Origin of the sequence: Paraburkholderia sp. RAU2J (assembly GCF_003634845.1) — a bacterium.
GTDB lineage: Bacteria > Pseudomonadota > Gammaproteobacteria > Burkholderiales > Burkholderiaceae > Paraburkholderia > Paraburkholderia fynbosensis.
Genome location: NZ_RBXG01000002.1, coordinates 2,646,757 through 2,667,268, shown reverse-complemented (window position 1 = coordinate 2,667,268; position 20,512 = coordinate 2,646,757). Strand labels below are relative to the sequence as shown.

20 protein-coding genes and 1 pseudogene are annotated in these 20,512 nt (G+C 64.0%); 11 read left to right on the top strand and 10 right to left on the bottom strand.

Features of this window, described 5'->3' with window-relative positions; translation table 11 throughout:
* Entirely contained in the window at window positions 1-198 is a 198-nt protein-coding gene (locus B0G69_RS29480) for a DUF3311 domain-containing protein (protein WP_042329644.1), read from the top strand.
* Window positions 195-1,676 carry a sodium:solute symporter family protein gene (locus tag B0G69_RS29475; RefSeq protein ID WP_121323434.1) on the top strand — a complete coding sequence of 494 codons (1,482 nt, stop codon included), beginning with the start codon at window positions 195-197 and terminating at the stop codon, window positions 1,674-1,676. The genes B0G69_RS29480 and B0G69_RS29475 overlap by 4 nt, the downstream gene beginning before the upstream one ends.
* A gap of 93 nt (window positions 1,677-1,769) precedes the next feature.
* Here the strand turns inward: B0G69_RS29475 and B0G69_RS29470 are convergent.
* Both B0G69_RS29470 and B0G69_RS29465 read right to left on the bottom strand, forming a co-directional pair.
* Window positions 1,770-1,904, bottom strand: a pseudogene (locus B0G69_RS29470) (PKHD-type hydroxylase); the annotation flags it as partial.
* 311 nt (window positions 1,905-2,215) lie between these two features.
* On the bottom strand, window positions 2,216-3,448 hold the full coding sequence (locus B0G69_RS29465; protein WP_121323433.1) for an FAD-binding oxidoreductase: 1,233 nt from the start codon (window positions 3,446-3,448) through the stop codon (window positions 2,216-2,218).
* 282 nt (window positions 3,449-3,730) lie between these two features.
* Here B0G69_RS29465 and B0G69_RS29460 point away from each other — a divergent pair, with 282 nt between their 5' ends.
* Genes B0G69_RS29460 through B0G69_RS29445 form a run of 4 tightly spaced genes read left to right on the top strand, consistent with a single transcriptional unit; the run spans window position 3,731 to window position 8,420 of the window.
* Window positions 3,731-4,477, top strand: coding sequence for a DUF3348 domain-containing protein (locus B0G69_RS29460; protein ID WP_121323432.1), 747 nt, complete (start codon window positions 3,731-3,733; stop codon window positions 4,475-4,477).
* A gap of 10 nt (window positions 4,478-4,487) precedes the next feature.
* Entirely contained in the window at window positions 4,488-7,106 is a 2,619-nt protein-coding gene (locus B0G69_RS29455; RefSeq protein ID WP_121323431.1) for a DUF802 domain-containing protein, read from the top strand.
* Window positions 7,103-7,750, top strand: a complete 648-nt coding sequence (locus tag B0G69_RS29450) for an OmpA family protein (RefSeq protein WP_121323430.1) — start codon at window positions 7,103-7,105, stop codon at window positions 7,748-7,750. The genes B0G69_RS29455 and B0G69_RS29450 overlap by 4 nt, the downstream gene beginning before the upstream one ends.
* Window positions 7,751-7,781: 31 nt before the next feature.
* The gene (locus B0G69_RS29445) at window positions 7,782-8,420 is read left to right on the top strand and encodes a DUF2894 domain-containing protein (RefSeq protein ID WP_121323952.1); all 639 of its coding nucleotides are present in this window, start codon (window positions 7,782-7,784) and stop codon (window positions 8,418-8,420) included.
* A gap of 14 nt (window positions 8,421-8,434) precedes the next feature.
* On the opposite strand, the gene B0G69_RS29440 is transcribed toward B0G69_RS29445, so the two are convergent.
* Both B0G69_RS29440 and B0G69_RS29435 read right to left on the bottom strand, forming a co-directional pair.
* Window positions 8,435-8,737 (bottom strand): zf-TFIIB domain-containing protein, encoded by a 303-nt coding sequence (locus B0G69_RS29440; protein WP_121323429.1) that lies wholly within the window; start codon window positions 8,735-8,737, stop codon window positions 8,435-8,437.
* 137 nt (window positions 8,738-8,874) lie between these two features.
* Entirely contained in the window at window positions 8,875-9,627 is a 753-nt protein-coding gene (locus tag B0G69_RS29435; RefSeq protein ID WP_121323428.1) for a TerC family protein, read from the bottom strand.
* 122 nt (window positions 9,628-9,749) lie between these two features.
* Between B0G69_RS29435 and B0G69_RS29430 the strand changes: the two genes are divergently transcribed.
* On the top strand, window positions 9,750-10,631 hold the full coding sequence (locus B0G69_RS29430) for a LysR family transcriptional regulator (protein WP_121323427.1): 882 nt from the start codon (window positions 9,750-9,752) through the stop codon (window positions 10,629-10,631).
* Between the two features lie 48 nt (window positions 10,632-10,679).
* On the opposite strand, the gene B0G69_RS29425 is transcribed toward B0G69_RS29430, so the two are convergent.
* Both B0G69_RS29425 and B0G69_RS29420 read right to left on the bottom strand, forming a co-directional pair.
* On the bottom strand, window positions 10,680-11,075 hold the full coding sequence (locus B0G69_RS29425) for a TerB family tellurite resistance protein (RefSeq protein WP_121323426.1): 396 nt from the start codon (window positions 11,073-11,075) through the stop codon (window positions 10,680-10,682).
* Window positions 11,076-11,290: 215 nt separating this feature from the next.
* The gene (locus B0G69_RS29420; RefSeq protein ID WP_121323425.1) at window positions 11,291-12,451 is read right to left on the bottom strand and encodes a porin; all 1,161 of its coding nucleotides are present in this window, start codon (window positions 12,449-12,451) and stop codon (window positions 11,291-11,293) included.
* A 924-nt stretch (window positions 12,452-13,375) separates the two neighbouring features.
* On the opposite strand from B0G69_RS29420, the gene B0G69_RS29415 reads away from it, so the two are divergent.
* On the top strand, window positions 13,376-14,050 hold the full coding sequence (locus tag B0G69_RS29415; protein ID WP_121323424.1) for an HAD family hydrolase: 675 nt from the start codon (window positions 13,376-13,378) through the stop codon (window positions 14,048-14,050).
* A 27-nt stretch (window positions 14,051-14,077) separates the two neighbouring features.
* Here B0G69_RS29415 and B0G69_RS29410 read toward each other — a convergent pair whose 3' ends face one another.
* Entirely contained in the window at window positions 14,078-14,848 is a 771-nt protein-coding gene (locus B0G69_RS29410) for a hypothetical protein (RefSeq protein WP_121323423.1), read from the bottom strand.
* Between the two features lie 531 nt (window positions 14,849-15,379).
* Here B0G69_RS29410 and B0G69_RS29405 point away from each other — a divergent pair.
* A complete protein-coding gene (locus B0G69_RS29405) occupies window positions 15,380-16,342 on the top strand; it encodes a response regulator (RefSeq protein ID WP_121323422.1) in 963 nt (320 codons plus the stop codon).
* 23 nt (window positions 16,343-16,365) lie between these two features.
* Window positions 16,366-17,796 carry a sensor histidine kinase gene (locus B0G69_RS29400; RefSeq protein WP_121323951.1) on the top strand — a complete coding sequence of 477 codons (1,431 nt, stop codon included), beginning with the start codon at window positions 16,366-16,368 and terminating at the stop codon, window positions 17,794-17,796.
* Window positions 17,797-17,928: 132 nt separating this feature from the next.
* Here the strand turns inward: B0G69_RS29400 and B0G69_RS29395 are convergent, their stop codons facing one another.
* Window positions 17,929-18,447 (bottom strand): thioesterase family protein, encoded by a 519-nt coding sequence (locus B0G69_RS29395; protein ID WP_121323421.1) that lies wholly within the window; start codon window positions 18,445-18,447, stop codon window positions 17,929-17,931.
* A gap of 280 nt (window positions 18,448-18,727) precedes the next feature.
* Between B0G69_RS29395 and B0G69_RS29390 the strand changes: the two genes are divergently transcribed.
* A complete protein-coding gene (locus B0G69_RS29390) occupies window positions 18,728-19,054 on the top strand; it encodes a DUF4148 domain-containing protein (protein WP_121323420.1) in 327 nt (108 codons plus the stop codon).
* 186 nt (window positions 19,055-19,240) lie between these two features.
* Here B0G69_RS29390 and B0G69_RS29385 read toward each other — a convergent pair whose 3' ends face one another.
* Together B0G69_RS29385 and msrA are read right to left on the bottom strand one after the other, a co-directional pair.
* Window positions 19,241-19,549 (bottom strand): MmgE/PrpD family protein, encoded by a 309-nt coding sequence (locus B0G69_RS29385; protein ID WP_121323419.1) that lies wholly within the window; start codon window positions 19,547-19,549, stop codon window positions 19,241-19,243.
* A gap of 201 nt (window positions 19,550-19,750) precedes the next feature.
* The gene (gene msrA / locus B0G69_RS29380) at window positions 19,751-20,491 is read right to left on the bottom strand and encodes a peptide-methionine (S)-S-oxide reductase MsrA (protein ID WP_121323418.1); all 741 of its coding nucleotides are present in this window, start codon (window positions 20,489-20,491) and stop codon (window positions 19,751-19,753) included.
* Window positions 20,492-20,512: the final 21 nt, after the last annotated feature.

The window sequence follows — 20,512 nt, the reverse complement described above, 5'->3', positions numbered from 1 at the left end:
GTGGAGACCTCCCCATCCGCCGGCCGTTCATGGCTCTGGCTCATTCTGCTGATCCCTTATATCGCGCTGCTGTGGCTGCCGTTCTATAACGACACGCATCCGCCGCTGTTCGGCTTTCCGTTCTTCTACTGGTATCAGTTTCTGTGGGTGCCGTTGACCTCGCTGCTGATTTACATCGTGTATCGAGGTGTCAAATGAATGATCTGAATCCCGTGAACCCGGTGGCGATGAGCGTGTTCATCGCGTTCTTCGTGCTCGTCACCGTGATCGGCTTTTTCGCCGCGCGCTGGAAGCGGGGCGACCTGACGCAATTGCATGAATGGGGTCTTGGCGGCCGCCAGTTCGGCACGATCATTTCGTGGTTCCTCGTGGGCGGCGACTTCTACACCGCCTATACCGTGATCGCGGTGCCCGCACTGGTGTATTCGGTGGGCGCGTACGGCTTCTTTGCATTGCCGTACACGATCATCGTCTATCCGTTCGTGTTCGCGGTGATGCCGAAGCTGTGGAAGGTCGCACATGCGAAGAACCACATCACGGCGGCGGACTACGTGCAGGGCGAGTATGGCGGCAAGTGGTTCCCGGCGGCGGTCGCGCTGACCGGCATCGTCGCGACGATGCCGTATATCGCGCTGCAACTGGTCGGTATGCAGGTGGTGATCAAAGGGCTCGGCGTGAGCGGCGAAATGCCGTTGATCGTCGCCTTCGTGATTCTGGCGCTCTACACGTATGCGAGCGGCCTGCGCGCGCCGGCGATGATCGCGTTCGTCAAGGACATCATGATCTATATCGTCGTGATCGCGGCGGTGTGGCTGATTCCGGCGAAGCTGGGCGGCTACGCGCACGTGTTCGACGCGGCCGATGCGCATTTCAAGGCCAAGGGCGGTATGACCGGCATCATTCTGCACCCGGGGCAGTTCACCGCGTTCGCTTCGCTCGCGTTGGGTTCGGCGCTGGCGGCGTTCATGTATCCGCATACGATGACGGCAGTGTTGTCGTCCGCGTCGGCGAAGACGGTCAAGAAGAATGCGATCTTCCTGCCCGCGTACACGTTGCTGCTCGGTCTGATCGCGTTGCTCGGCTATATGGCGATTGCCGCCGACGTGAACGTCAAGTCGCCGTCCGATGTAGTGCCGGCGTTGTTCGGCACGCTGTTCCCGCAGTGGTTCGTCGGCTTCGCGGCCGCGGCGATTGCGATCAGCGCGTTGGTGCCCGCCGCGATCATGTCGATCGGCGCGGCCAATCTGTTCACCCGCAACCTGTGGCGTCCGCTGGTGTCGCCGAATATCTCGCCCGAGAGCGAGGCTTCAACCGCGAAGATCGTGTCGCTGGTCGTGAAGTTCGGCGCGCTGCTGTTCATCGTGTTCCTGCCGACGCAGTATGCGATCGACCTGCAGTTGCTTGGCGGCGTGTGGATTCTGCAGATTTTCCCGGCGATCGTGTTCTCGTTGTATACGCGTCGACTCAACACGCCGGGTCTGTTCTTCGGCTGGCTGGTCGGGATCGTGATCGGGTCCGGGCTGGCGATCTCGCAAGGGCTCAAGCCGGTGTACGCGCTGCATCTCGGCGCTACCACCTATCCGTTGTATATCGGCCTGATTGCGCTGGTGGCCAATATCGTCGTGACCTTTGCCGTGTCGGCGGTGTCGCCGCGCCGAGCGGTGGCAGCGGCTTGATCGTTGTGTTTGTCTGAATAGAACGCCGCGAAGCTTCTGCTTCGCGGCGTTTTTTCTTGTGCGTACTGTCTGGCGGTTCTTTGCCGATTCGCCTCAGGCGTCGGCCCAGCGGCGTAGCAGATTGTGATAGATGCCGGTGAGGCTGACCACCGTGGGGTCGTTCGAACCCTTCTCGGCGGCAAGACGCTGCACGTCGTTGTCGAGTTGAAACAGCATGGTGCGCTCGCTGGAGTGCTCCCGTTCGTCCTGCTTCTTTCATACGAATAACAAGCCGTGCATGGCCGTGATTCGGATTCAGGTACGCGGGCGGACGGTTTTCACCGCGATGTCGGCGGTCGATGGGTTGCTGCAAAGGGGCCGGTAACGCTATAGCCCGCCACCTTGATCGGCGACAGCGAAGCTTCGATTCACGGACCGTCTGCGGCTGGCAGTCCGAAAAGGCCGCGCTGACGTTCTCATGCAGGCGGCGCAGGTTCGTTGTGCAAGAAACCTGCGCGATCCACAGCATGCGATGCCTCGCTACAGCATTCGCGCCAGCATTAAAACCGCTCGACGCTGAACGGCTGCGGATTCACCACCGTCGGTTCACCGGTCATCATCTCGGCGATCAGCCGGCCCGTTATCGGACCGAGCGTCAGTCCGTGGTGCGCGTGGCCGAAGGCGAACCATAAGCCCGCGTGTCTCTTCGCCGGCCCGATGACCGGCATCATGTCGGGTGTGCATGGGCGCCCGCCCATCCACGGTTCAGCGTCGAGACGCTCGCCCAGCGGAAACAGCGTGCGCGCAATCGGCTCGACCGCGGCGAGTTGCGTCGGCGTTTTCGCCGCATCGCGGCGCGCGATTTCGGCGCCGGTCGTGAGCCGGATGCCGCGCGCCATCGGCGCGAGCAGATAGCCATTCTCGACATCCAGCACCGGATGATTCAGCCGGGCGTTTTCTCGCGCCGCGTAATGCATGTGGTATCCGCGTTTGACAGCGAGCGGCACGCGATAACCGAGCCGCGAACTCACGCGATCCGACCACGGCCCCAACGCGACGACCGCCGAGTCCGCCTTCACCGTGCCGGCTTCCGTATCGACCTGCCAGCCTTCGCGAAACGTGTCCGCATCGCCGAAAAAAAAGCGTCCGCCGAGCGCTGCGAAATACTTCGCGTACGCGGTGACAAGCGCATTCGGATCGCTGACCGAATCGGATTCGGGGTAGCGCAGCCCGCCTCGCAGATGCGTGTCGAGATCGGGCTCCATCTGCTGCAACCGTGCGGGATCGAGCGTTTCGAACGCGACGCCATACTCGCGATGCCACTGTTGCGCGAGCCGCATTTCCGCCTCCTGTGCCGCGTCGCTGCGAAACACCTTGATCCAGCCGATCGGGCGCAGCAGCGCGCTCGCACCGGCAGCGGCGGCAAGCGCACGGTGCTCGCTCACGCAATGTTCGATTAGCGTCGAATATGACTTCGCGATCTCCGCATGTCTTGCCGGATGAGAGTTGCGCCAGTACTGCCACAGGAACGGCGCGGTCCTGAGCATCGCGTCGGCGTGGTAGCGAACGTCGGGCGACTGGTTGCGCGCGTAGCGAAGCAGGGTGCCGAGGTCGCGCGGAAACGCATAGGGATAAACGCCTTCGCGCTGAATCAGCCCGGCGTTGCCGAACGAGGTTTCGTTGCCGGGCAATTTGCGATCGATCAGCGCAACCTGGCGGCCGCGCTTCTGCAGATGCACGGCCACGCTTACGCCGACAATGCCGGCACCGAGCACGACGGTATCGAATTTCATGCTGCCTGTTTGCCTCGCTTGAAATGATTGCGCTCGAAGATCGAAGATATCCAGGACCCGGTCATCGCTTGAACTCCGGCCTCGGCGGGTTTTATCTTACAACGCGGTGTTGTCGCAGAACCCGGATAACCCGCTCGAATGGGCACGGAAAACCCGCGAAAAGGAGCCATGCAAGTGCGCGTCACGCACGCTGATCCGCCTCACTTCGAAGCATCGAACATCATCCGGCACCGACCTGCATCCCGTCACCGTGTAAACTGCTGACTTTTTGTCTCCGGTGGTATGTTGCAAGCCCCCCAGCGCATAGCGCCCAGCGGCCCGGCGCTTATTCGCCTGCTGGCCCGTCTGGCCGATGTCGATGTCCCCGAATCCAGGCAGTCGCTGTCGGACCGGCTGAGCCAATGGCTCGGCTGGACCGACGCGATTGCGTTGTCGTCGGCGCTGAACGGCAATCCGCCAGCGCTCGCCGCCGGTGCGCGCGGCTTCGGCAGCGCCGAAGAGGACGAGTGCGTCCGTGTGCGCGGCGCGCTCGCCAAGGCCGTTGCCGGCGACAGCGTGTTGGCCGGAACGCGGCGGCGCGGTCACGGGCAAACGCAGATGCAGATGCAGGATGCCCCAGCCGACTACGCGGTGTTTCGTCAACGCTACCTCGCCATCCAGCAGTCGATGGAAACGGGCATCGCCACGCTGCGCGGCCGTCTGCGGGGCATGCTCGCCGCGCGGACGCCCGCGATGGCGCGCCTCGCGGTGATCGACGCGGTGATGGAGCGCGCGCTGAGCGAGCGCGAGCGGAATCTCCTGGCGTCGGTGCCGGGCCTGCTTGCCGGGCACTTCGAGCGTTTGCGCGCAGCCGAAGAGCAGGCGCTTGCCGCCGCACAGACAGCAGAGGCTTCCGAAGACGCCGTGCCGGTCACGCCCGGCGCCTGGCTGGACGTATTCCGCAAGGATATGCAGAGCGTCCTGCTTGCCGAACTGGAGGTTCGTTTTCAACCGGTGGAGGGGTTGCTCGCGGCCCTTCGCACCCGCTAACTGGGACGCTATGTCCAGATATCGTATTGATCTCGTTGTATTCCTGGCAGGTCTGGCCGCTGCGTGCTGGATCGCCGCCAGCTATGTCGGTTCGAACCCGCTGGCGCTGGCCGTCACGTTATTGATCGGTGCCTGCTACGTGGCAGGCGCGCTCGAACTGCGCCGCTACAGTCAGGCGACTGCGACGTTGACGCGCGCGGTCACGGGGCTCGCCGGGCCGCCGCCGAGTCTTGCGGCATGGCTGGAGCCGCTGCATCCGAGCCTGCGCAACGCGGCGCGGCTGCGCATCGAGGGCGAGCGCGTAGCCTTGCCCGGACCGGCGCTGACGCCTTACCTCGTCGGCCTGCTGGTGTTGCTCGGCATGCTGGGCACGCTGCTCGGCATGGTGGCGACGCTGCGTGGCACAGGCCTCGCGTTGGAGAGCGCCACGGATTTGCAGGCGATCCGCGCGTCGCTGGCGGCGCCCGTCAAGGGGCTGGGCTTCGCGTTTGGCACCTCGATTGCGGGCGTGGCCACGTCGGCGATGCTCGGGTTGTTGTCCGCGCTGTATCGCCGCGAGCGGCTCGAAGCGGCGCAGACGCTCGACATGAAGATCGCGACGAGCTTGCGCGTGTACTCGCAGAGCCATCAGCGCGAGGAAAGCTTCAGGCTGCTGCAACGCCAGGCCGAGGTGATGCCGGCGCTGGTCGAACGCCTGCAGACGATGATGACGGCCATCGAGCAACAGAGCGCCGCGTCGAACGAGCGGCAGATCGCAAACCAGCACGCGTTCCATGGCAAGACCGAGGCCGCGTATATGCGCCTTGCCGGAGCCGTCGAACAGTCGTTGAAGGACAGCGTCGCCGAAAGCGCACGTGCTGCCGGCGCGGCGTTGCAGCCGATCATGGAAACTACGCTGGCCGGCCTTGCGCGTGAGGCGGCGGCGTTGCACGAGACGGTCTCCCAGGCGGTGCAGCGGCAGCTCGACGGACTTTCGAGCGGTTTCGAGGCGACCAGCGCGAACGTCGCACAGATCTGGAACAACGCATTGGCCGGCCATCAGCGCTCGAACGACGAACTGGCCGCGCATCTGCGCACGTCTCATGAACGTGCCGCCGAGATCTTCGAACGACGCTCGGCCGCGCTGCTGGACGGCGTATCCGCGCGACTCGACGCGACGGCGGGCAGTGTGTCGCAAGCATGGAAGGATGCGCTGTCGCAGCAGGAGAGCGTCGGCGAGAAGCTGGCGGCGAACAACCAGCAAGCGCTGGTGACGGCTGCTGCGACCTTCGAGCAGCATTCGGCGTCGCTGTTGCGCACGGTGGGTCAGTCGCACGCGGATTTGCAAACGGCGTTGGCGTCACGCGACGAACAGCGGCTGGTGGTTTGGAGTGAAACGCTCGAGTCGATGGCGACAAAGTTGAGCGAACAGTGGGAGCAGTCGGGCACGCAAACCGCGGGCCGTCAGCAGGCAATCTGCGAGGCGCTGGCGCAAACCGCACGCGATATCTCAGCACAAACGCAAGCGCATGCAAGCGAGACGATCGGCGAGATCGACCGCCTTGTACAAGCGGCGGCGGAAGCGCCGAAAGCTGCGGCGAACCTGCAAGCGGAACTGGCCGCGCGGGATCAGGAACGTCTGGCCGCATGGACGGAAACGCTCGGTTCGATGGCAAGCAAGCTGAGCGAACAGTGGGAGCAGTCGGGCGCGCAAACCGCGAGCCGTCAGCAGGCAATCTGCGAGGCGCTGGCGCAAACCGCACGCGACATCTCGGCGCAAACGCAAGCGCATGCAAGCGAGACGATCGGCGAGATCGACCGCCTTGTACAAGCGGCGGCGGAAGCGCCGAAAGCTGCGGCGAACCTGCAAGCGGAACTGGCCGCGCGGGATCAGGAACGTCTGGCCGCATGGACCGAAACGCTCGGCTCAATGGCCGCTAAATTGAGCGAACAGTGGGAGCAGTCGGGCGCGCAAACCGCGAGCCGTCAGCAGGCAATCTGCGAAACGCTGGCGCAAACCGCACGCGATATCTCGGCACAAACGCAAGCGCATGCAAGCGAGACGATCGGCGAGATCGAGCGCCTCGTGCAAGCCGCGTCCGAAGCGCCGAAGGCCGCGGCGGAGGTCGTCGCCGAACTGCGCCAGAAGCTCTCCGACAGCATGGTCCGCGACACCGCGATGCTGCAGGAGCGCAGCCGCTTGCTGGAAACGCTGGAGACGCTGCTCGACGCTGTGAACCACGCGTCCACCGAGCAACGCACGGCAGTCGACGCGCTGGTCGCCACGTCGGCGGATCTGCTGGAGCGCGTCAGCACCCGCTTCACCGATCACGTCGAGCACGAGACCGGCAAGCTCGGCGCGGTCGCCGCGCAAGTCACAGGCAGCGCGGTCGAAGTGGCGAGCCTCGGCGAAGCGTTCGGCGCGGCCGTGCAGATGTTCGGCGAATCGAACGACAAGCTGGCCGCTCACCTGCAACGTATCGAAACCGCGCTGGACAAGTCCCTCGCGCGCAGTGACGAACAACTGGCCTATTACGTCGCGCAGGCGCGTGAAGTGATCGATTTGAGCGTGATGTCGCAGAAGCAGATCGTCGAAGACCTGCAGCGGATTGCGGGTCAGCGCGCGTCCGCCGGAGCCGACGTCGTATGAGCGAGGAAATCGACGGCGGCGTGGAGCCGGCCGCGCCGATCTGGCCGGTATTCGGCGACCTGATGTCGGTGCTGCTGGGCGCGTTCGTGCTGATCCTGGTGAGCGTCATCGGCGTGCAGCTCGAGCTCTCCAACAAGCTGGAGCAGGAGGTCAAGCAGCGTCAGGCGGAAACGCAGCGCCGCAAGACGCTCGAGCAGGCGTTGGCCGGGCCGCTGGCGGCCGGGCGCGTGACGCTCGTCAACGGGCGCATCGGCATCAGCGGCAACGTGCTGTTTGCGCTGAATTCCGATCAGTTGCAGCCGCAAGGCCGGGATCTGCTGAAGAGCCTCGCCGGACCGCTGTCCGCGTATCTGCAGGCCAACGACGAAATCCTCATGGTGAGCGGCTTTACCGACGACCAGCGCCTGCGCGAAGGCAATCGCCGTTTCGCGGACAACTGGGAGCTGTCGGCGCAGCGCGCCTTGACGGTGACGCGTGGCTTGATCGACGCAGGCGTGCCGGCGGCGTCGGTGTTCGCGGCCGCGTTCGGCTCGCAGCAGCCGGTGAGTTCGAATGCGGATGATCAGGGGCGGGCCAAAAACCGTCGCGTGGAAATCGCGCCGATTCCCCGGCCGTCGACTGCAACGGTGAAGCCCGGTGCATAGCGGCGACAGCAACGATAGCAACGAGCGCGACGTGACAAACACCGCCCGCGCGACGCTCGACGCGTGGCGTGCGCGCGGTGCGGATCGTCTGGACCCCGTGCGCTTTCATTTTATCGCGGCGCTGGAACGTCGCGCGGCCGCTCATGGCGGCGAGGCGCGGCGCATGCTCGACGAGAGGCTGTCAGGATTGCTCGATGCGTATGCCGCGGATCTCGAACGCGCGACGGCCGCAGCCGCAGCCGCATCCGCCAAAGCCGACGCCACTGCGCCGGTCTCGACTTCACGCGAGCGCGCCCAGGAAACGCTGGCGGATCTGATCGGCCACATCGCCCGTCATGTGCAAGCCGAGCGCGCGGACGCCGCTTCGTATCCGGAGTTGCCGGCGCTCGATTACTTCCGGGACGTCTGGTCCAAAGTCCGCGCCGAGAAACAGATGCGCCAGTCGCTGGCGCAAGTGCCCGGCAACGCCGGCCCGCTCAACTCGAGTAGCCTCGTGCACCGTTCGCTTTCGTTGATGCGGGAGTTGTCGCCGGGATATCTGAAGCAGTTCTTGTCGTACGTCGATACGTTGGCGTGGATGGAGCAGCTAAACGGCGGCGGCGCGCCAGTGGGTAAAGAAGCGCCGCGCGCCGGAAGCGGCGGCAAAGGCGCGCGCGGGAAAGCACGCTAACGATGCGGGAGCGTTCAATCGAAGTCGAACACGTCGAAAATCGAGCGCTTCTTTTTATATCCCCGATGTCCCGTTCGGTGATCGTCGTAGCCGCGCTGGCGGTCGCTCTCGTACGCAGGCTCCCGATCGCGCTGGCTCTCGCGCCCGGCGCGCGCGGCCGAGGGCGTCTCGATCTGCTCAGCCGCGTCCTGCGCAATCAGTTTGTCGAGTTCGCCGCGATCGAGCCAGACGCCACGGCATACCGGGCAGTAGTCGATCTCGATCGAGCGGCGCTCGGTCATCAGCAGGTCGGTCGTTTTGCACACAGGGCATTTCATGGTGTCCCTCCTCGACTTGAAAGTATCCGCACTTCGAACGTTCAGCCCGGCTAGCCACCCGCGACGGGACCTGCTAGCCGGCACTGCCTGAACCCACTTTCCTCAACCGCGTTTCATACGGGGCCGCATACCGGCGCTCACTGCGCGACGCCGGCCGCACGCTTCGTTTTCGCGCGCCGCACGAGCATGTTCATGGCCTCGACGAACGCGGAGAACGCCATGGCCGCGTAGATGTAAGCCTTCGGCACGTGCGAGCCGAAACCTTCGGCGATCAGCGTCATGCCGATCACGAGCAGGAAGCTCAGCGCAAGCATCACGATGGTCGGATTGCGATCGATGAAGCGAGACAACGGGCGCGCGGCGAACAGCATCACCATGACCGCGGCGATCACCGCGACGAACATGATCGGCACATGCTCGGTCATCCCGACCGCGGTGATGATGCTGTCGACCGAGAACACCATGTCGAGCAGCATGATCTGGCCGATCGCGGCCGCCATCGTCAACTGGACGGTGCGGCTCGCCTTGTCGCTGACTTCGTCCGCGTGGGTCACGTGATGGCGGATTTCACTGGTCGCCTTCCAGACGAGGAACAGGCCGCCGCCGAGCAGAATCAGATCGCGCCACGAGAAACCGTGACCGAAAAGCGTGAACGCGGTTGCGGTCAGTTGCGCGATCCACGCGACCGTGCCGAGCAGCGCGAGCCGCATCACGAGCGCGAGCACGATGCCGATGCGCTGCGTGCGCGCGCGTTGTGCTTCGGGCAGCTTGTTACTGAGGATCGAGATGAAGATCAGGTTGTCGATGCCGAGCACGATTTCCATGACGACCAGGGTCAGCAGCGCGGCCCATGCGGCAGGGTCGGAAACGAGTACGAGCAGAGAGTCCATGGGGCGGCGACAGAAAATCGATGCGACGGCGGTCGCGGAACCGCCATCATGGTCGCCTTCAGGGTTCGAATAAACCAGTGATAAACTGAGCAATATATCGATTATTTCGAAGTGTCCAAGGTATGCTCAATTACCGTCACCTGTACTATTTCTGGATCGTCGTGAAAGAGGGCGGCTTCGCGCGCGCGGCCGAACGGCTCGACATGGCCGTCCAGACGATCAGCGCGCAGGTGCGCGAGCTGGAGAAATCGATCGGGCGGCAGTTGCTCAAACCGGCGGGGCGCGGCGTCACGATGACCGAAGCCGGCGAGGCGGCGTTCGGCCGCGCGGAGCAGATTTTTCAGCTCGGCGAGGCGCTACTCGACGAGATGCGCGAGACGGGCGGAGAGGGTGTCGCGCGGCTCGCCGTCGGTTTGTCAGACGGTATTTCGAAGCTCGCCGCGCACGCGCTGCTGGCGCCCGTGCTCGGCACGCCGTCGCTGCGGCTGCTGTGTCACGAGGGGGAGCATGCGCACCTGTTGTCGGAACTCGCGCTGCATCGGCTCGATCTCGTGCTCGCGTGCCAGCCGGCGCCGCACAACACCGACCTGCGCGTGCTCAGTCAGCGCCTCGTGGGCTCGCCGGTGGATTGGTACGGGCCCGCGGAGATTGTCCGTAAGTCCGCACGGGCGGGTTTCCCGCAGTGTCTCGCGGAATTGCCCGTACTTCTGCCGACCGCGCACGGCGCGTTGCGGGCGCGGCTCGACAGGTGGTTCGACAGCGAAGGCATCCGGCCGCGCATCGTCGGCGAATTCGAGGACAGCGCGCTGATGGCGGTGTTCGCCGCGCGCGGGCTCGGCGTATTTCCGCTCGCGGAACTCGGGGCGGAAGATCTGTCATTGCTGCGTGGTTTGCGTTGGCTCGGTCGCTCCGACGGTGTGATCGAGGAGATTCACGCGATTCGTTCGAGGCGCGGGCAGCATCATGCGCTCGCCTCCCAGGTGTTGGCCGCCGCGCGGTCGTAACCGCACGACGAGCTTCACAGGCACGGCGGCGCGCCGTCCGTGTGTGGGTTAGTGGCGCGTTTTCGGCGCCCAAGCGTTGAACACCGCGGCGAGCAACGCGATCTCGCCGTCGGCCAGGTGGTCGTCCGCGATCGCCACGGCCATACAAAGACGGATGACCTTGCGACGCAGCGCGGGGTCGTCGATTTCGTCGATCAGCGTGGAGAGCAGGGCCGTGTCGGGATGGTCCACGACCAGTTCGGGCGACATGTGCGTCACCGAGCGGTCCTCACACAGCGTCTGCACGATCTGCGCGAATTGCGCCGGTGCGAGACCGAGTTCGCCTGCGATGCCCAATCTTTCGAGCGCGTGTTCCTCGGAGCTGCATACGTGCCCGTCGGAAGTCAGCGCGAGCGCCACGATGCGTGCAGCGGCTTGGGGACTGTTGCGCGGATAGGTTCGCATGATGGGGTGCCTTTCGCGGAGATTGTCCGCAGTGGTAAGGAGCCTCAGTCTGCGTCAGGGCGCATATCGGATAAACCTGCTAATCAGGGAGCGACGCTTCGGAAAAAACGAAATGAGAAAGGCAGCGCACACTAAACAGAGGCGCTGCCCGGACCGGCCGTATGCCTGACAGACGCCAGGCATACGTTTTCACAGGCTGTGTGCCAAAGCGCCGCTCAGAACGCGTGACGCATGCCCACCGTGACGGCCACTTGCGTGTTCGTCGAAGATGGCGAGAGCGTATTGATCATCGCATGCGACAGCACCGAATCCGCCGGCGCACCATGCACGTTCTGATACACGCCTTCGACATAGAAGTCCGTGCGCTTGCTGAGCGCGTAATCGGTTTGCAGCATGGCCGTATTCCAGCCCGGCGACGAACCGTTGTACGCGCCGTGCGTGAACGTGTACGAACTCGACACGCTCAACGCCGGCGTGAGCGCGTACTTCGCGTTCACTTCGTAGTTGTCGAGGCGCAGCGAACCGGCGAGCGTGCCCGCTGTGCTGTCGGCCGCGCCAAGGTAGCTGCCCGTGCCGAACGAGAATACGCCCGACACGTTGTCGATCTGCGTATGGCTCCAGAGCAGCCCGACGGTGGCCGGTCCGAACGTGTAGTTGCCGCCGAGTGACCAGATGCGCTGGCGTTGCGCGAGGAAGTTCGCGCTGGCGTCGCTCGAGGTCACCGCGCCGGCGCCGTTGCCGGCGTTGTTCAGTTGCAGGTAGCCGGCGGCGAGATACAGCGGGCCTTGCGCATACGACAGGCCGAAGCCATACGAGCGGTTGTTCGCGAAGTCGCCGGCCTTGTTGCTGAACGAGTACATCGTTTCGAACGTGACGCCGCGATAGACCGGGCTCGCGTACTTGACCGAGTTGTTGATGACGACCGAGTTCGCCGCGAGGTTGTCGTTCTCGAACGGATGGGCGGCAATGCTGCCGCCCCACGTGTTGAACGAGGCCGAGACCGGGCCGACGAGGTCGTTCATCACGTCGAACTGGCGGCCGAACGTCAGCGTGCCGTACGGATCGCTTTGCAGGCCGACCCACGCCTGGGAACCGAACGCGCTACCCGGGAAAGCCTGCGCGCCGTTGTTCAGCACGAAGCCCTGTTCCAGTTTGAAGATTGCGTGCAAGCCGGCACCCAGGTCTTCCGAGCCCTTCAGGCCGAACACCGTGTTCTGCGTCGAACTGCTGCCCAATTGCCAGTTGCTGTGGCCGAGCTGATTGTTGGTGTACACCAGTCCGGCGTCGATGAGACCGTACAGGGTCACGCTGCTTTGCGCATGCGCGGACATCGTAAATGCGCCGCACAGCGCGGCCGCGAGCAGAGACTTTTTCATACTTGTTGGCTCCGTAATAAGCAGTGCTAGAGGGAATTGGTTGCTTTATTTACCGACGCGCGCCCCGCACGCGCGTGCCATGCGTCTACCTCTCGTCGTTGCGAGAATCGCCGAAACTCAGATGATTGAATGGATGTTTATTGCGCGCAACAACGCCACTGCAATGGCGTTGCAAGCGTGCAAGCCGGTCGACTGCATGGTTTCCCGATGAGCGGAATGGGCGCGTCCTCGTCGGAGCGGGAATAACGTCGCTCCAATCATATGGCGTTGAAAATAATCGGGGTGTTGAAAAAATAAAGCCGTGTGGCTTCAGAAGAACAATGAGGGGGCGAAGCTTACCGTTTTCCGGCGCGCGGCGGGAGTGGCGACGTGCGATTCACGCGACAGAATGTGCGATATAGGAGGATTTGTTTATTGGCTTCGATACCGTCCGGCATTCGGGTCCGAAAGGCAGCATGGCAGTGCATTGGCTTGAATGACGATTTATTTCATTGAAATTAAAAAGAAAGGTCAGTGTAATAACGTGCGCAATTGGTGTTTGATCGATGAGGAAAATGATTGCGTGCAGCGACGCAACAGAACTTCGCACGGCGAGCGTGCAAATGCGTTGTTTTGCATGATCATCTGGCTCCGGGCCTGACAAGACATTCGAGGTTACACCGGTCGGTGCGGCATGGTTCAGCGGGATCGGGCTCGATCTGCGCGCGTTACGGGCCGGGTCGTGCAGATCACGCCGCATGGCTGGGTGGGATTGCGGAAACAGTCGGGGCTGACGCCGGAGTCTATGGAATGCGCGGCGCAGGCGGGGCACGAGTGGGAGCGGCAACGCGCTTCGCAGTAGCCGTTCTCCCAAGCGGCACACAAGGCTCGTGCCGTCATGAATACATGGCATATTGGCAGAACCCGCCATCTCCGGAGCCTGCCATGCGAATCCAGACATCCTTTCTTTTCGATCTCGACGGCACGCTCGTCGACAGCGTCTACCAGCACGTGCTGGCTTGGAAAGAAGCGCTGGACAGCGAAGGCATCCCGCTGTCGGTATGGCGGATTCATCGCAAGATCGGCATGAGCGGCGGCTTGTTCACCAATCAGCTATTGCGTGAGACGCATGGCGAAATCAGCGCCGAGCGCGGCGAGCGGCTGCGTCATGCGCACGCGGCGGCCTATCAGCGACTGCGTGCGCAGGTTTGCCCGCTGCCGGGCGCGCGCGAGTTACTCGATGCGCTGACGCAGGCCGGCACGCCGTGGGCGGTGGCGACCAGCGGCCGGATGGAGACCGCCGCGCTCAATCTGGAGGCGCTCGGCGTCGACCCCGCCAAGGCCGTCGTCGTGACGCGCGACGACGTCAAATACGCCAAGCCCGACCCGGACCTGTTCATCGCGGCCGCAGAGCGCCTAGGCGTGTCGATCGAGCACACGGTGGTGGTCGGCGACAGCATCTGGGACATGCTCGCCGCGCGGCGTTGCCGGTCGCTCGGGGTCGGCTTGCTGTCGGGCGGATACGGCACGGAGGAACTCGAACGCGCGGGCGCGCTGCGGGTCTACGACGACCCCGCCGACCTGCTGGAACATCTGGACGAAGTCGCATCGCGGCCATGACGCGACGGCGTGAAGGCGCTCGCCGCTTCAGTGCTTATACGACTGCGAGGGCGCATTCACCCTGGAGGACTCCCTGACCAACTGATCGGTCATTGCCGATGCCACCGGATTCGAGCTCCGGCCACTCTTGCCGACATGACTGCTGCCAGCCGGTGGGAGCGGCAACGACGGATCGGGCTTGGCGGACTCCTTGACGAGTTGCGCCGTCAGCGCCGCCGAGACCTCGTTCGAGCCGCGCCGGCGCGAGTCGTCATGCTTGCTCCCGCGAGTTTGTCCGGCGCGCGAGGCGGCCTTCGACTTCGTCCGCGCGGATGGCTGGACATTGGTCGAAGCGACGACCGTGCGGGTGGCAGACTGTGAGCCGTTCGCGGCTTGCCTGGTTGCGGGAGGTGTAGTGGGCGTCGCAGTCGTTGCGGGCGTCGGAGGCGTCGCAGCCATAGCAGGCGTGGGAGCCGTCGTTGGCGGGACGGGCGCGACAGGCGTGGCCGCCACGCGAGGGGCAATCGCCGTCGCTGTCATAGCCGCAGCCGTCGTCGCGGGTACGGCAGGCGCCACCGGCGTCACCGCCGCGAGCTTGTTCGAGCCAGTGCCGTCCGGGAGAGTGCGAACCACCATTCCCGCCGCCACATGAGTCTCACTGGCGCGCGCCTGGTCCGCTGCCGCTGTGCTGGTGCTGGCGATCACCTCGCTGGTTGCCGCTGGCGCCCGTTCTTCTTCCTTGGGGAAAAGCAGATAACCGGCGACGCCCACGTCGATCACGAGCAGGCCGATTATCAACACCTTGCCGGTATTCGTCATATTTAACCAACAGATAAATCTGAACCGTAAACAGTAGATGATAAACGACTGCTCTGCGAACGACCGTTCGCTCCGCCAATTGGCGATGGCTGATGTCTGAATGGACCTTGAACGGGCCAGGTCGCAGGCGCGGGCGGACGGGTCCCAAGCTCTGCGGCTGCGCCGCAGCGTTTTGCCGGTTCGGACCGGCTCACCCCCGCGCAGTCGATGTATGCGCTTTCGCTGCACTGCGATGGAAGTTTGCACCGCCAGGCAAAAGAGCCCTGTACTATACGGATCAACAGGGGACCGGCCTGTCAGCCCGCATTCCGCACTCGGGCGCGCAAAAGGGCGTCGGCCGGTTCCCTTGTGAATTTGCTGCGACCGGCAACGGCAAAACAACGCGCCGACCATGCGGCTCACGGGCGAAGCATCGACCGCCTGTCGTGCCCGGGGCCGTCGCATTCCGGCACGCCGCTCGGCCAGGCCTTCGCGCCGGCCAGCCGGCTTGCTTGGGGTGCAACGGTGGCGACGTGACGGACCACGTGAAAAATGAACAACTTTATTCGACCACCTGTTTTCTATCCGGCAACGGTTGTTTTCGTCGACGACAACGACAGCTACCTCGATGCCCTGCGCCGGTTCTTTCCGGACACCTCCACCAATCTGTTTTTCACGCGGCCGCAAGCCGCGCTCAATTTCATCCGTCACCATGCGCGCGAGAATTCGCTGGAGTTCGCGTCGGCGTCGGCGTGCCTGAGCGAGCCGGGCGTCGAGCGGTTCGTCGAGACATCCTCCGAGCGCGATATCGTCGCGCGGGCTTCCCGTTTCGAGGAAGTGGCGGCGGTCGTCGTGGACTACGATATGCCGGGCATGAACGGCGTCGAATTCCTCTCGTCGATCTCTCACCTGCGCTGCGCGAAAGTGCTGCTGACCGGCGTCGCGAACGAGACCGTCGCGGTCAAGGCGTTCAACGCCGGCATCGTGGATCTGTATCTGCGTAAAACGGATGCGGATTCGGCCAACCGGCTAGCGTATTTCCTGAAGGATGCGCGGAACCGGCATTGCTCGGAATCGGGCTGGCTCGCGTTGGGCGAGAACGGCATGACGTATTGCGACCCGCGCACGCGCGAGGTGATCGACGAGGTGGTGGCCGCCGAAGGCATCGTCGAGTATTACTGGCGTCCGGAGCAGAACGCGATTCTGATGTTCGATCGCGCCGGCAACCCGAGCGTGTTCGTCGCGTGGGCCGAGAACGACTGGATCTCGCAGGGCGAGATCGTGGCCGACGAGGGCGGCCCCGCCGAACTGCTGCGGCAACTGGCGGTGCGCGAGGTGATGCCGCTCTTCTGGCCGGACCTCGCCTACCGCGGCGGCATGGAGTTCATCAAGCTGACGCCGCGCGGCATCCCGGGCTGGGACGACGCGTTCTATGGCTGGACCCGCATCGATCCGGCCGAGGTGGGTCTGGATCTCGTGACGTTCTCGCAATGGCGGAATGAGCGCAATCGCTGAAGCCGGCCGACAGGTTGAGCAACATGTACGCCATTCCCACAGCTTTCGTGGCCGCGCTGTTTGTGGTGTTCGGACTATACGTATTCGTCACCCAGGGGATCACGCGGCTGTCCGGGCCGTTTCTGCTGATGTGCGCGACGACCTTTGCCTGGCAGGGCACGTGGACGCTGCTGTTCCAGACCGACAACCCGCAGCTCGCCGGCGTGCTGGTCAGGCTGGGCTATCTGTTCATCCTCTTTCTGCCCACCACGTTTTATCACTTCGTCATCGAGGTGGCGGCGCGGCGGCGTGAGCAGCCGCTTCTGTTCGCCTCGTATGGCCTGTGTCTGGTGCTGGCCGCGCTATTGCCCGGCCACGAAGTGATTGCCGGCTATCAGGCGCACTTCTTCGGTTTCTATCCGGTCGCGGGGCCGCTGCATCCGTTGCATGTCGTGCAGACGGTGGTGCTTGCCGGGCGCTGCGCGCAGATTCTGCTCGCAGCGCGCCAGCACGCCCGCGGCGAAGCACGCAAGCGCCTCGATCTCTGCTTCGCGAACCTGTGCCTGTACTCGTTCGCGGCGGTCGATTACGCGGTCAACTACGGCTATGGGTTCTATCCGCCGGGCGTGCTGTTCATCGCGCTCAGCCTGGGGCTGCTCGCGCTCATGATCGTCCGTTATCACCTGATTCACCCGTATGCGCTGGCGGCTACCATCGCGCACGAGTTCACGACGCCGCTCGCGACCATCGGCCTGCACGCCGACGAAATCGCCGGCGTCTGGACGCAGATGTCCAACGGTCAACGGATGCCGGCCACGCACGGCCCGCATGACGAGCACGCGCAGCCGGGGCAGTTCGAGCGTATTGGCCAGCTTGCCACTGCAATCCGGCGCGAGGTGTCGGGCACCAGCGCGATGGTCGACATGATGCTCGCGTCGTTCACGCTCGACCGCCTGGACCGCAGCCGCTTCAGTGCGCATTCCGTGCAGCAATGTGTGGCATCGGCGCTGGAGCGTTATCCGTTTCGCGGCGACGAACGTGCGCGCGTGAGCGTCATGCCGATCGATCCGGCGCTGAGGTTTTCGGGCTCGGATACGGTGGTGGTCTTCGTCCTGTTCAACCTGCTGAAGAACGCGTTGCACGCGATTCGCGTCAAAGGCGCGGGCTGGATCATGATCAGTGCCGCTCAGGATCAGAACTTCTGCGTATTGCAGTTCCGCGACACCGGAGCGGGCATCGCCCCCGACGTGCTGCCGTATATCTTCGACGCTTTCTTCTCGACCAAGCGTCACGGCAGCGGCGCGGGCATGGGGCTCGCGTTCTGCCGTCGCGCGGCGCTCATGCTGGGCGGGAGTATCAAATGCAGCTCGACGCAAGGCGCGCATACCACCTTCACGATACGGCTGCCGGTTCCGGGCACGCCAGCTGATCGCGCACTACGCGCGCCGTCGTCGCGTTCTGGGCGCTGGCCTTGACGCGCGGTGTCGAGCGTTGGGGATCGCTGGTGATGGGTTCCATCGGCGCACACGCGTTGCCGTTCTAAATCACGCGAGCAGTGGGGTCGCGTCAAACGCGCAACTGCAGGTAGATGGCGGTGACCTTTTCGATCAACGCGGCAAGTCCGGCTCACTCCCATTGCGCCGCGTGTTGGCGGATAAGCCGATCACGCGTCCCGCGAACCTTGGCGGCGGCAACAGCGCGTGGGTGTCGGCCAGTTCCCGCAGGCGGGTTTCGACATCGGGGTCGAACGCTGCGGCGCGCGGCCCGCTGGTATCGACGTGCAGCAACATCTGCTCGCCCGCGGCTACCGGCGCGTCGTCACGACCGCTCCACATTTCGAGGTACAGGTGCAGTCGCTTCGCATCATGCGCGAGCACGCGCATGTCGACGCGAACCGGTGCGCCTTCCTTGATTTCATGCAGATAGCTGACGTGCGCTTCGAGCGTGTAGATCGAACGTCGCCGCGCTTTGCGCTCCGCGTCGGGCAAACCGATCAGGTCGATCAGTGAATCGGTCGCGAAGCTGAAAATCAGCATGTAGAACGCGTCGCGCAAATGCCCGTTGTAATCGACCCATTCGGACCGCACGACGTCGCGATAGCAGGGCAAAGCAGCGTGTTGCGGCATGGGAATGGTCTCCGTCATTCGAATGCATTGGGTTGGAAGCTGCGCGCGCTCGCGATGGCGGGTGCTGGCGGCAGTGCATCGCTGCGCGCGGTCGGCGTCGTCAGTTTATAGCCCACGGGCGCAAACCCGCGCACGAGGGCCAATTCGTGCTGTCTGACGCAACAGTGAATATTTGATTTAGGTGTTTACCCTAGGTCCCCTGACTCCTAAACTCTCTACATCCGCTGCCGAACCCAACAGGTCTCCAGCGCCGCAAAGACAATCTCTGGAGGTGGGAATCATGAAATCGCTGATCGAAGCTGCGCTCATCGCCGCTCTCATTGCCGCGCCGCTTGCCGCGTTTGCTCAATCCAACCAGCCGCTCACTCGTGCTCAAGTACGCGCCGAACTGGTCCAACTGGAAAAGGCCGGCTATAACCCGGCCAGCGCGGACGCCGACGATTATCCGGCGAACATCCAGGCGGCCGAAGCGCGCGTCGCAGCTCAAAACGCCACCGCCCAAACTAGTGGCTATGGTTCGGCAAGCCAAGGTTCGTCGCAAGCCGGCAGCCGCGCCGATGCGCAGTCGAGTTCGTATTCGGCGCCGGTCGTCCGTTACGGTCATTGATCGGCGACGGCGCGAGCGTACGTCTCGCGCCGGGGCCAACTCTGCATCGAACACGAATGGCTTGCTTCACCGGAGGATTGGTGAAGCAAGCCATTCTGCATTCCGGCGCGCTCGCCGTTACGCTTCGCGTGCGCCCGTCGATCACACCGTGAACAACGGGCGCAACTGCTGCAGGTTGTCCACGGTTTACAGCTTGTTGACCTGTTCGATGAGCTGCTCCGTCTTGCGCTCACCGAGAACCGGCGCCACCAGATCGCGCGCCTTCGCATTGACGGCTTGCGTGTTCAACGGGTTCTCCTTGGCGCCCGGCGGGAATCGGGTGAAGTGATCGACCTTCCGTCCATCGGTCAAGGTGACTTGGACGATCGGGCCACGCGGCGCGGGCGGGTCCATCAACGCGGCGTCCGGTGTCACGGTGACCTTGGCACGCCGCGCGAGAATGCGCGGATCGTGCATCAGCGCGACGTCGTGACGTGAGCCGGTCGCTACGGCCATTTACGAGCGTGCAAGCGGTCTTGGCGCGTACGCGCAGATTTACACCACGACGGCACCGAGCCGCCATTCGCAAACGCTGGTGCGGGCGGGTATCCGGCATCGTTTTTGAGCACCCAGCGTGACTGCTTGATCGCTGGAGCATACGGGCGCTACGGGGCAGTTGTGTGCCGCGATGCTCCAGCGGCTCTCGCTGGATATTGGCTACAACCCGCTGGTTTTCAGCAGCACCGGGTCGTTGCGATACAACTCCGGAAACATCCGCTTCAATCCGCTCACCTTTGGCAGATCGTTGATGGCGATATACGGATAGTCGGGATGCAGCACGAGGAAGTTCTGGTGATAGTTCTCCGCCGGATAAAAGCCCTTGTAGTCCTCGACCCGCGTGACGATCGGCCCGGAAAACGCATGCGCCTTGTCGAGCTGCGCGATATACGAGGTCGCGACGCTGCGCTGTTGCGCATTGGCGGGGAAAATCGCCGAACGATATTGCGTGCCGTGATCGGGGCCCTGGTAGTTCAACTCGGTGGGATCGTGCGCGACCGAGAAGAAAATCTGCAACAGACGTCCATAGCTGATTTGTGTCGGGTCATACGTGATCTGTACCGACTCCGCGTGTCCGGTGTCGCCGTCGCTGACGGTTTCATAGTGCGCGCTGCCGGCCGCACCGCCCGCATAGCCGGCGGCGACCTGCTTCACGCCCCGCACGTGTTGGAATACACCTTGCACGCCCCAGAAACAGCCGCCCGCGAACACCGCGGTTTCGCTATGCGTGGCGCCGGCCTGTTCGTCCTGCACGGGCGGGGGAATCTTCGTCGGCGCTTCAGCGGAGTTGGCGATGCGCTGCGCGGCCAGCACGCTCGCCGCAATCGCGACACAACCCGCGACTCGGGCGAAGGTCGAGCGTTTGCGCAACGAAGCCTTGATGGCAGATGTCGTGTTCATGATGCCGGTTCCTTGAGAGTC

Bases quoted from the DNA above. Each gene is read 5' to 3' on its own strand.
- B0G69_RS29475 (WP_121323434.1), top strand. From the start codon at position 195: ATGAATGATCTGAATCCCGTGAACCCGGTGGCGATGAGCGTGTTCATC.
- B0G69_RS29465 (WP_121323433.1), bottom strand. From the start codon at position 3,448: ATGAAATTCGATACCGTCGTGCTCGGTGCCGGCATTGTCGGCGTAAGC.
- B0G69_RS29460 (WP_121323432.1), top strand. From the start codon at position 3,731: ATGTTGCAAGCCCCCCAGCGCATAGCGCCCAGCGGCCCGGCGCTTATT.
- B0G69_RS29455 (WP_121323431.1), top strand. From the start codon at position 4,488: ATGTCCAGATATCGTATTGATCTCGTTGTATTCCTGGCAGGTCTGGCC.
- B0G69_RS29450 (WP_121323430.1), top strand. From the start codon at position 7,103: ATGAGCGAGGAAATCGACGGCGGCGTGGAGCCGGCCGCGCCGATCTGG.
- B0G69_RS29440 (WP_121323429.1), bottom strand. From the start codon at position 8,737: ATGAAATGCCCTGTGTGCAAAACGACCGACCTGCTGATGACCGAGCGC.
- B0G69_RS29435 (WP_121323428.1), bottom strand. From the start codon at position 9,627: ATGGACTCTCTGCTCGTACTCGTTTCCGACCCTGCCGCATGGGCCGCG.
- B0G69_RS29430 (WP_121323427.1), top strand. From the start codon at position 9,750: ATGCTCAATTACCGTCACCTGTACTATTTCTGGATCGTCGTGAAAGAG.
- B0G69_RS29425 (WP_121323426.1), bottom strand. From the start codon at position 11,075: ATGCGAACCTATCCGCGCAACAGTCCCCAAGCCGCTGCACGCATCGTG.
- B0G69_RS29420 (WP_121323425.1), bottom strand. From the start codon at position 12,451: ATGAAAAAGTCTCTGCTCGCGGCCGCGCTGTGCGGCGCATTTACGATG.
- B0G69_RS29415 (WP_121323424.1), top strand. From the start codon at position 13,376: ATGCGAATCCAGACATCCTTTCTTTTCGATCTCGACGGCACGCTCGTC.
- B0G69_RS29410 (WP_121323423.1), bottom strand. From the start codon at position 14,848: ATGACGAATACCGGCAAGGTGTTGATAATCGGCCTGCTCGTGATCGAC.
- B0G69_RS29405 (WP_121323422.1), top strand. From the start codon at position 15,380: ATGAACAACTTTATTCGACCACCTGTTTTCTATCCGGCAACGGTTGTT.
- B0G69_RS29400 (WP_121323951.1), top strand. From the start codon at position 16,366: ATGTACGCCATTCCCACAGCTTTCGTGGCCGCGCTGTTTGTGGTGTTC.
- B0G69_RS29395 (WP_121323421.1), bottom strand. From the start codon at position 18,447: ATGCCGCAACACGCTGCTTTGCCCTGCTATCGCGACGTCGTGCGGTCC.
- B0G69_RS29390 (WP_121323420.1), top strand. From the start codon at position 18,728: ATGAAATCGCTGATCGAAGCTGCGCTCATCGCCGCTCTCATTGCCGCG.
- B0G69_RS29385 (WP_121323419.1), bottom strand. From the start codon at position 19,549: ATGGCCGTAGCGACCGGCTCACGTCACGACGTCGCGCTGATGCACGAT.
- msrA (WP_121323418.1), bottom strand. From the start codon at position 20,491: ATGAACACGACATCTGCCATCAAGGCTTCGTTGCGCAAACGCTCGACC.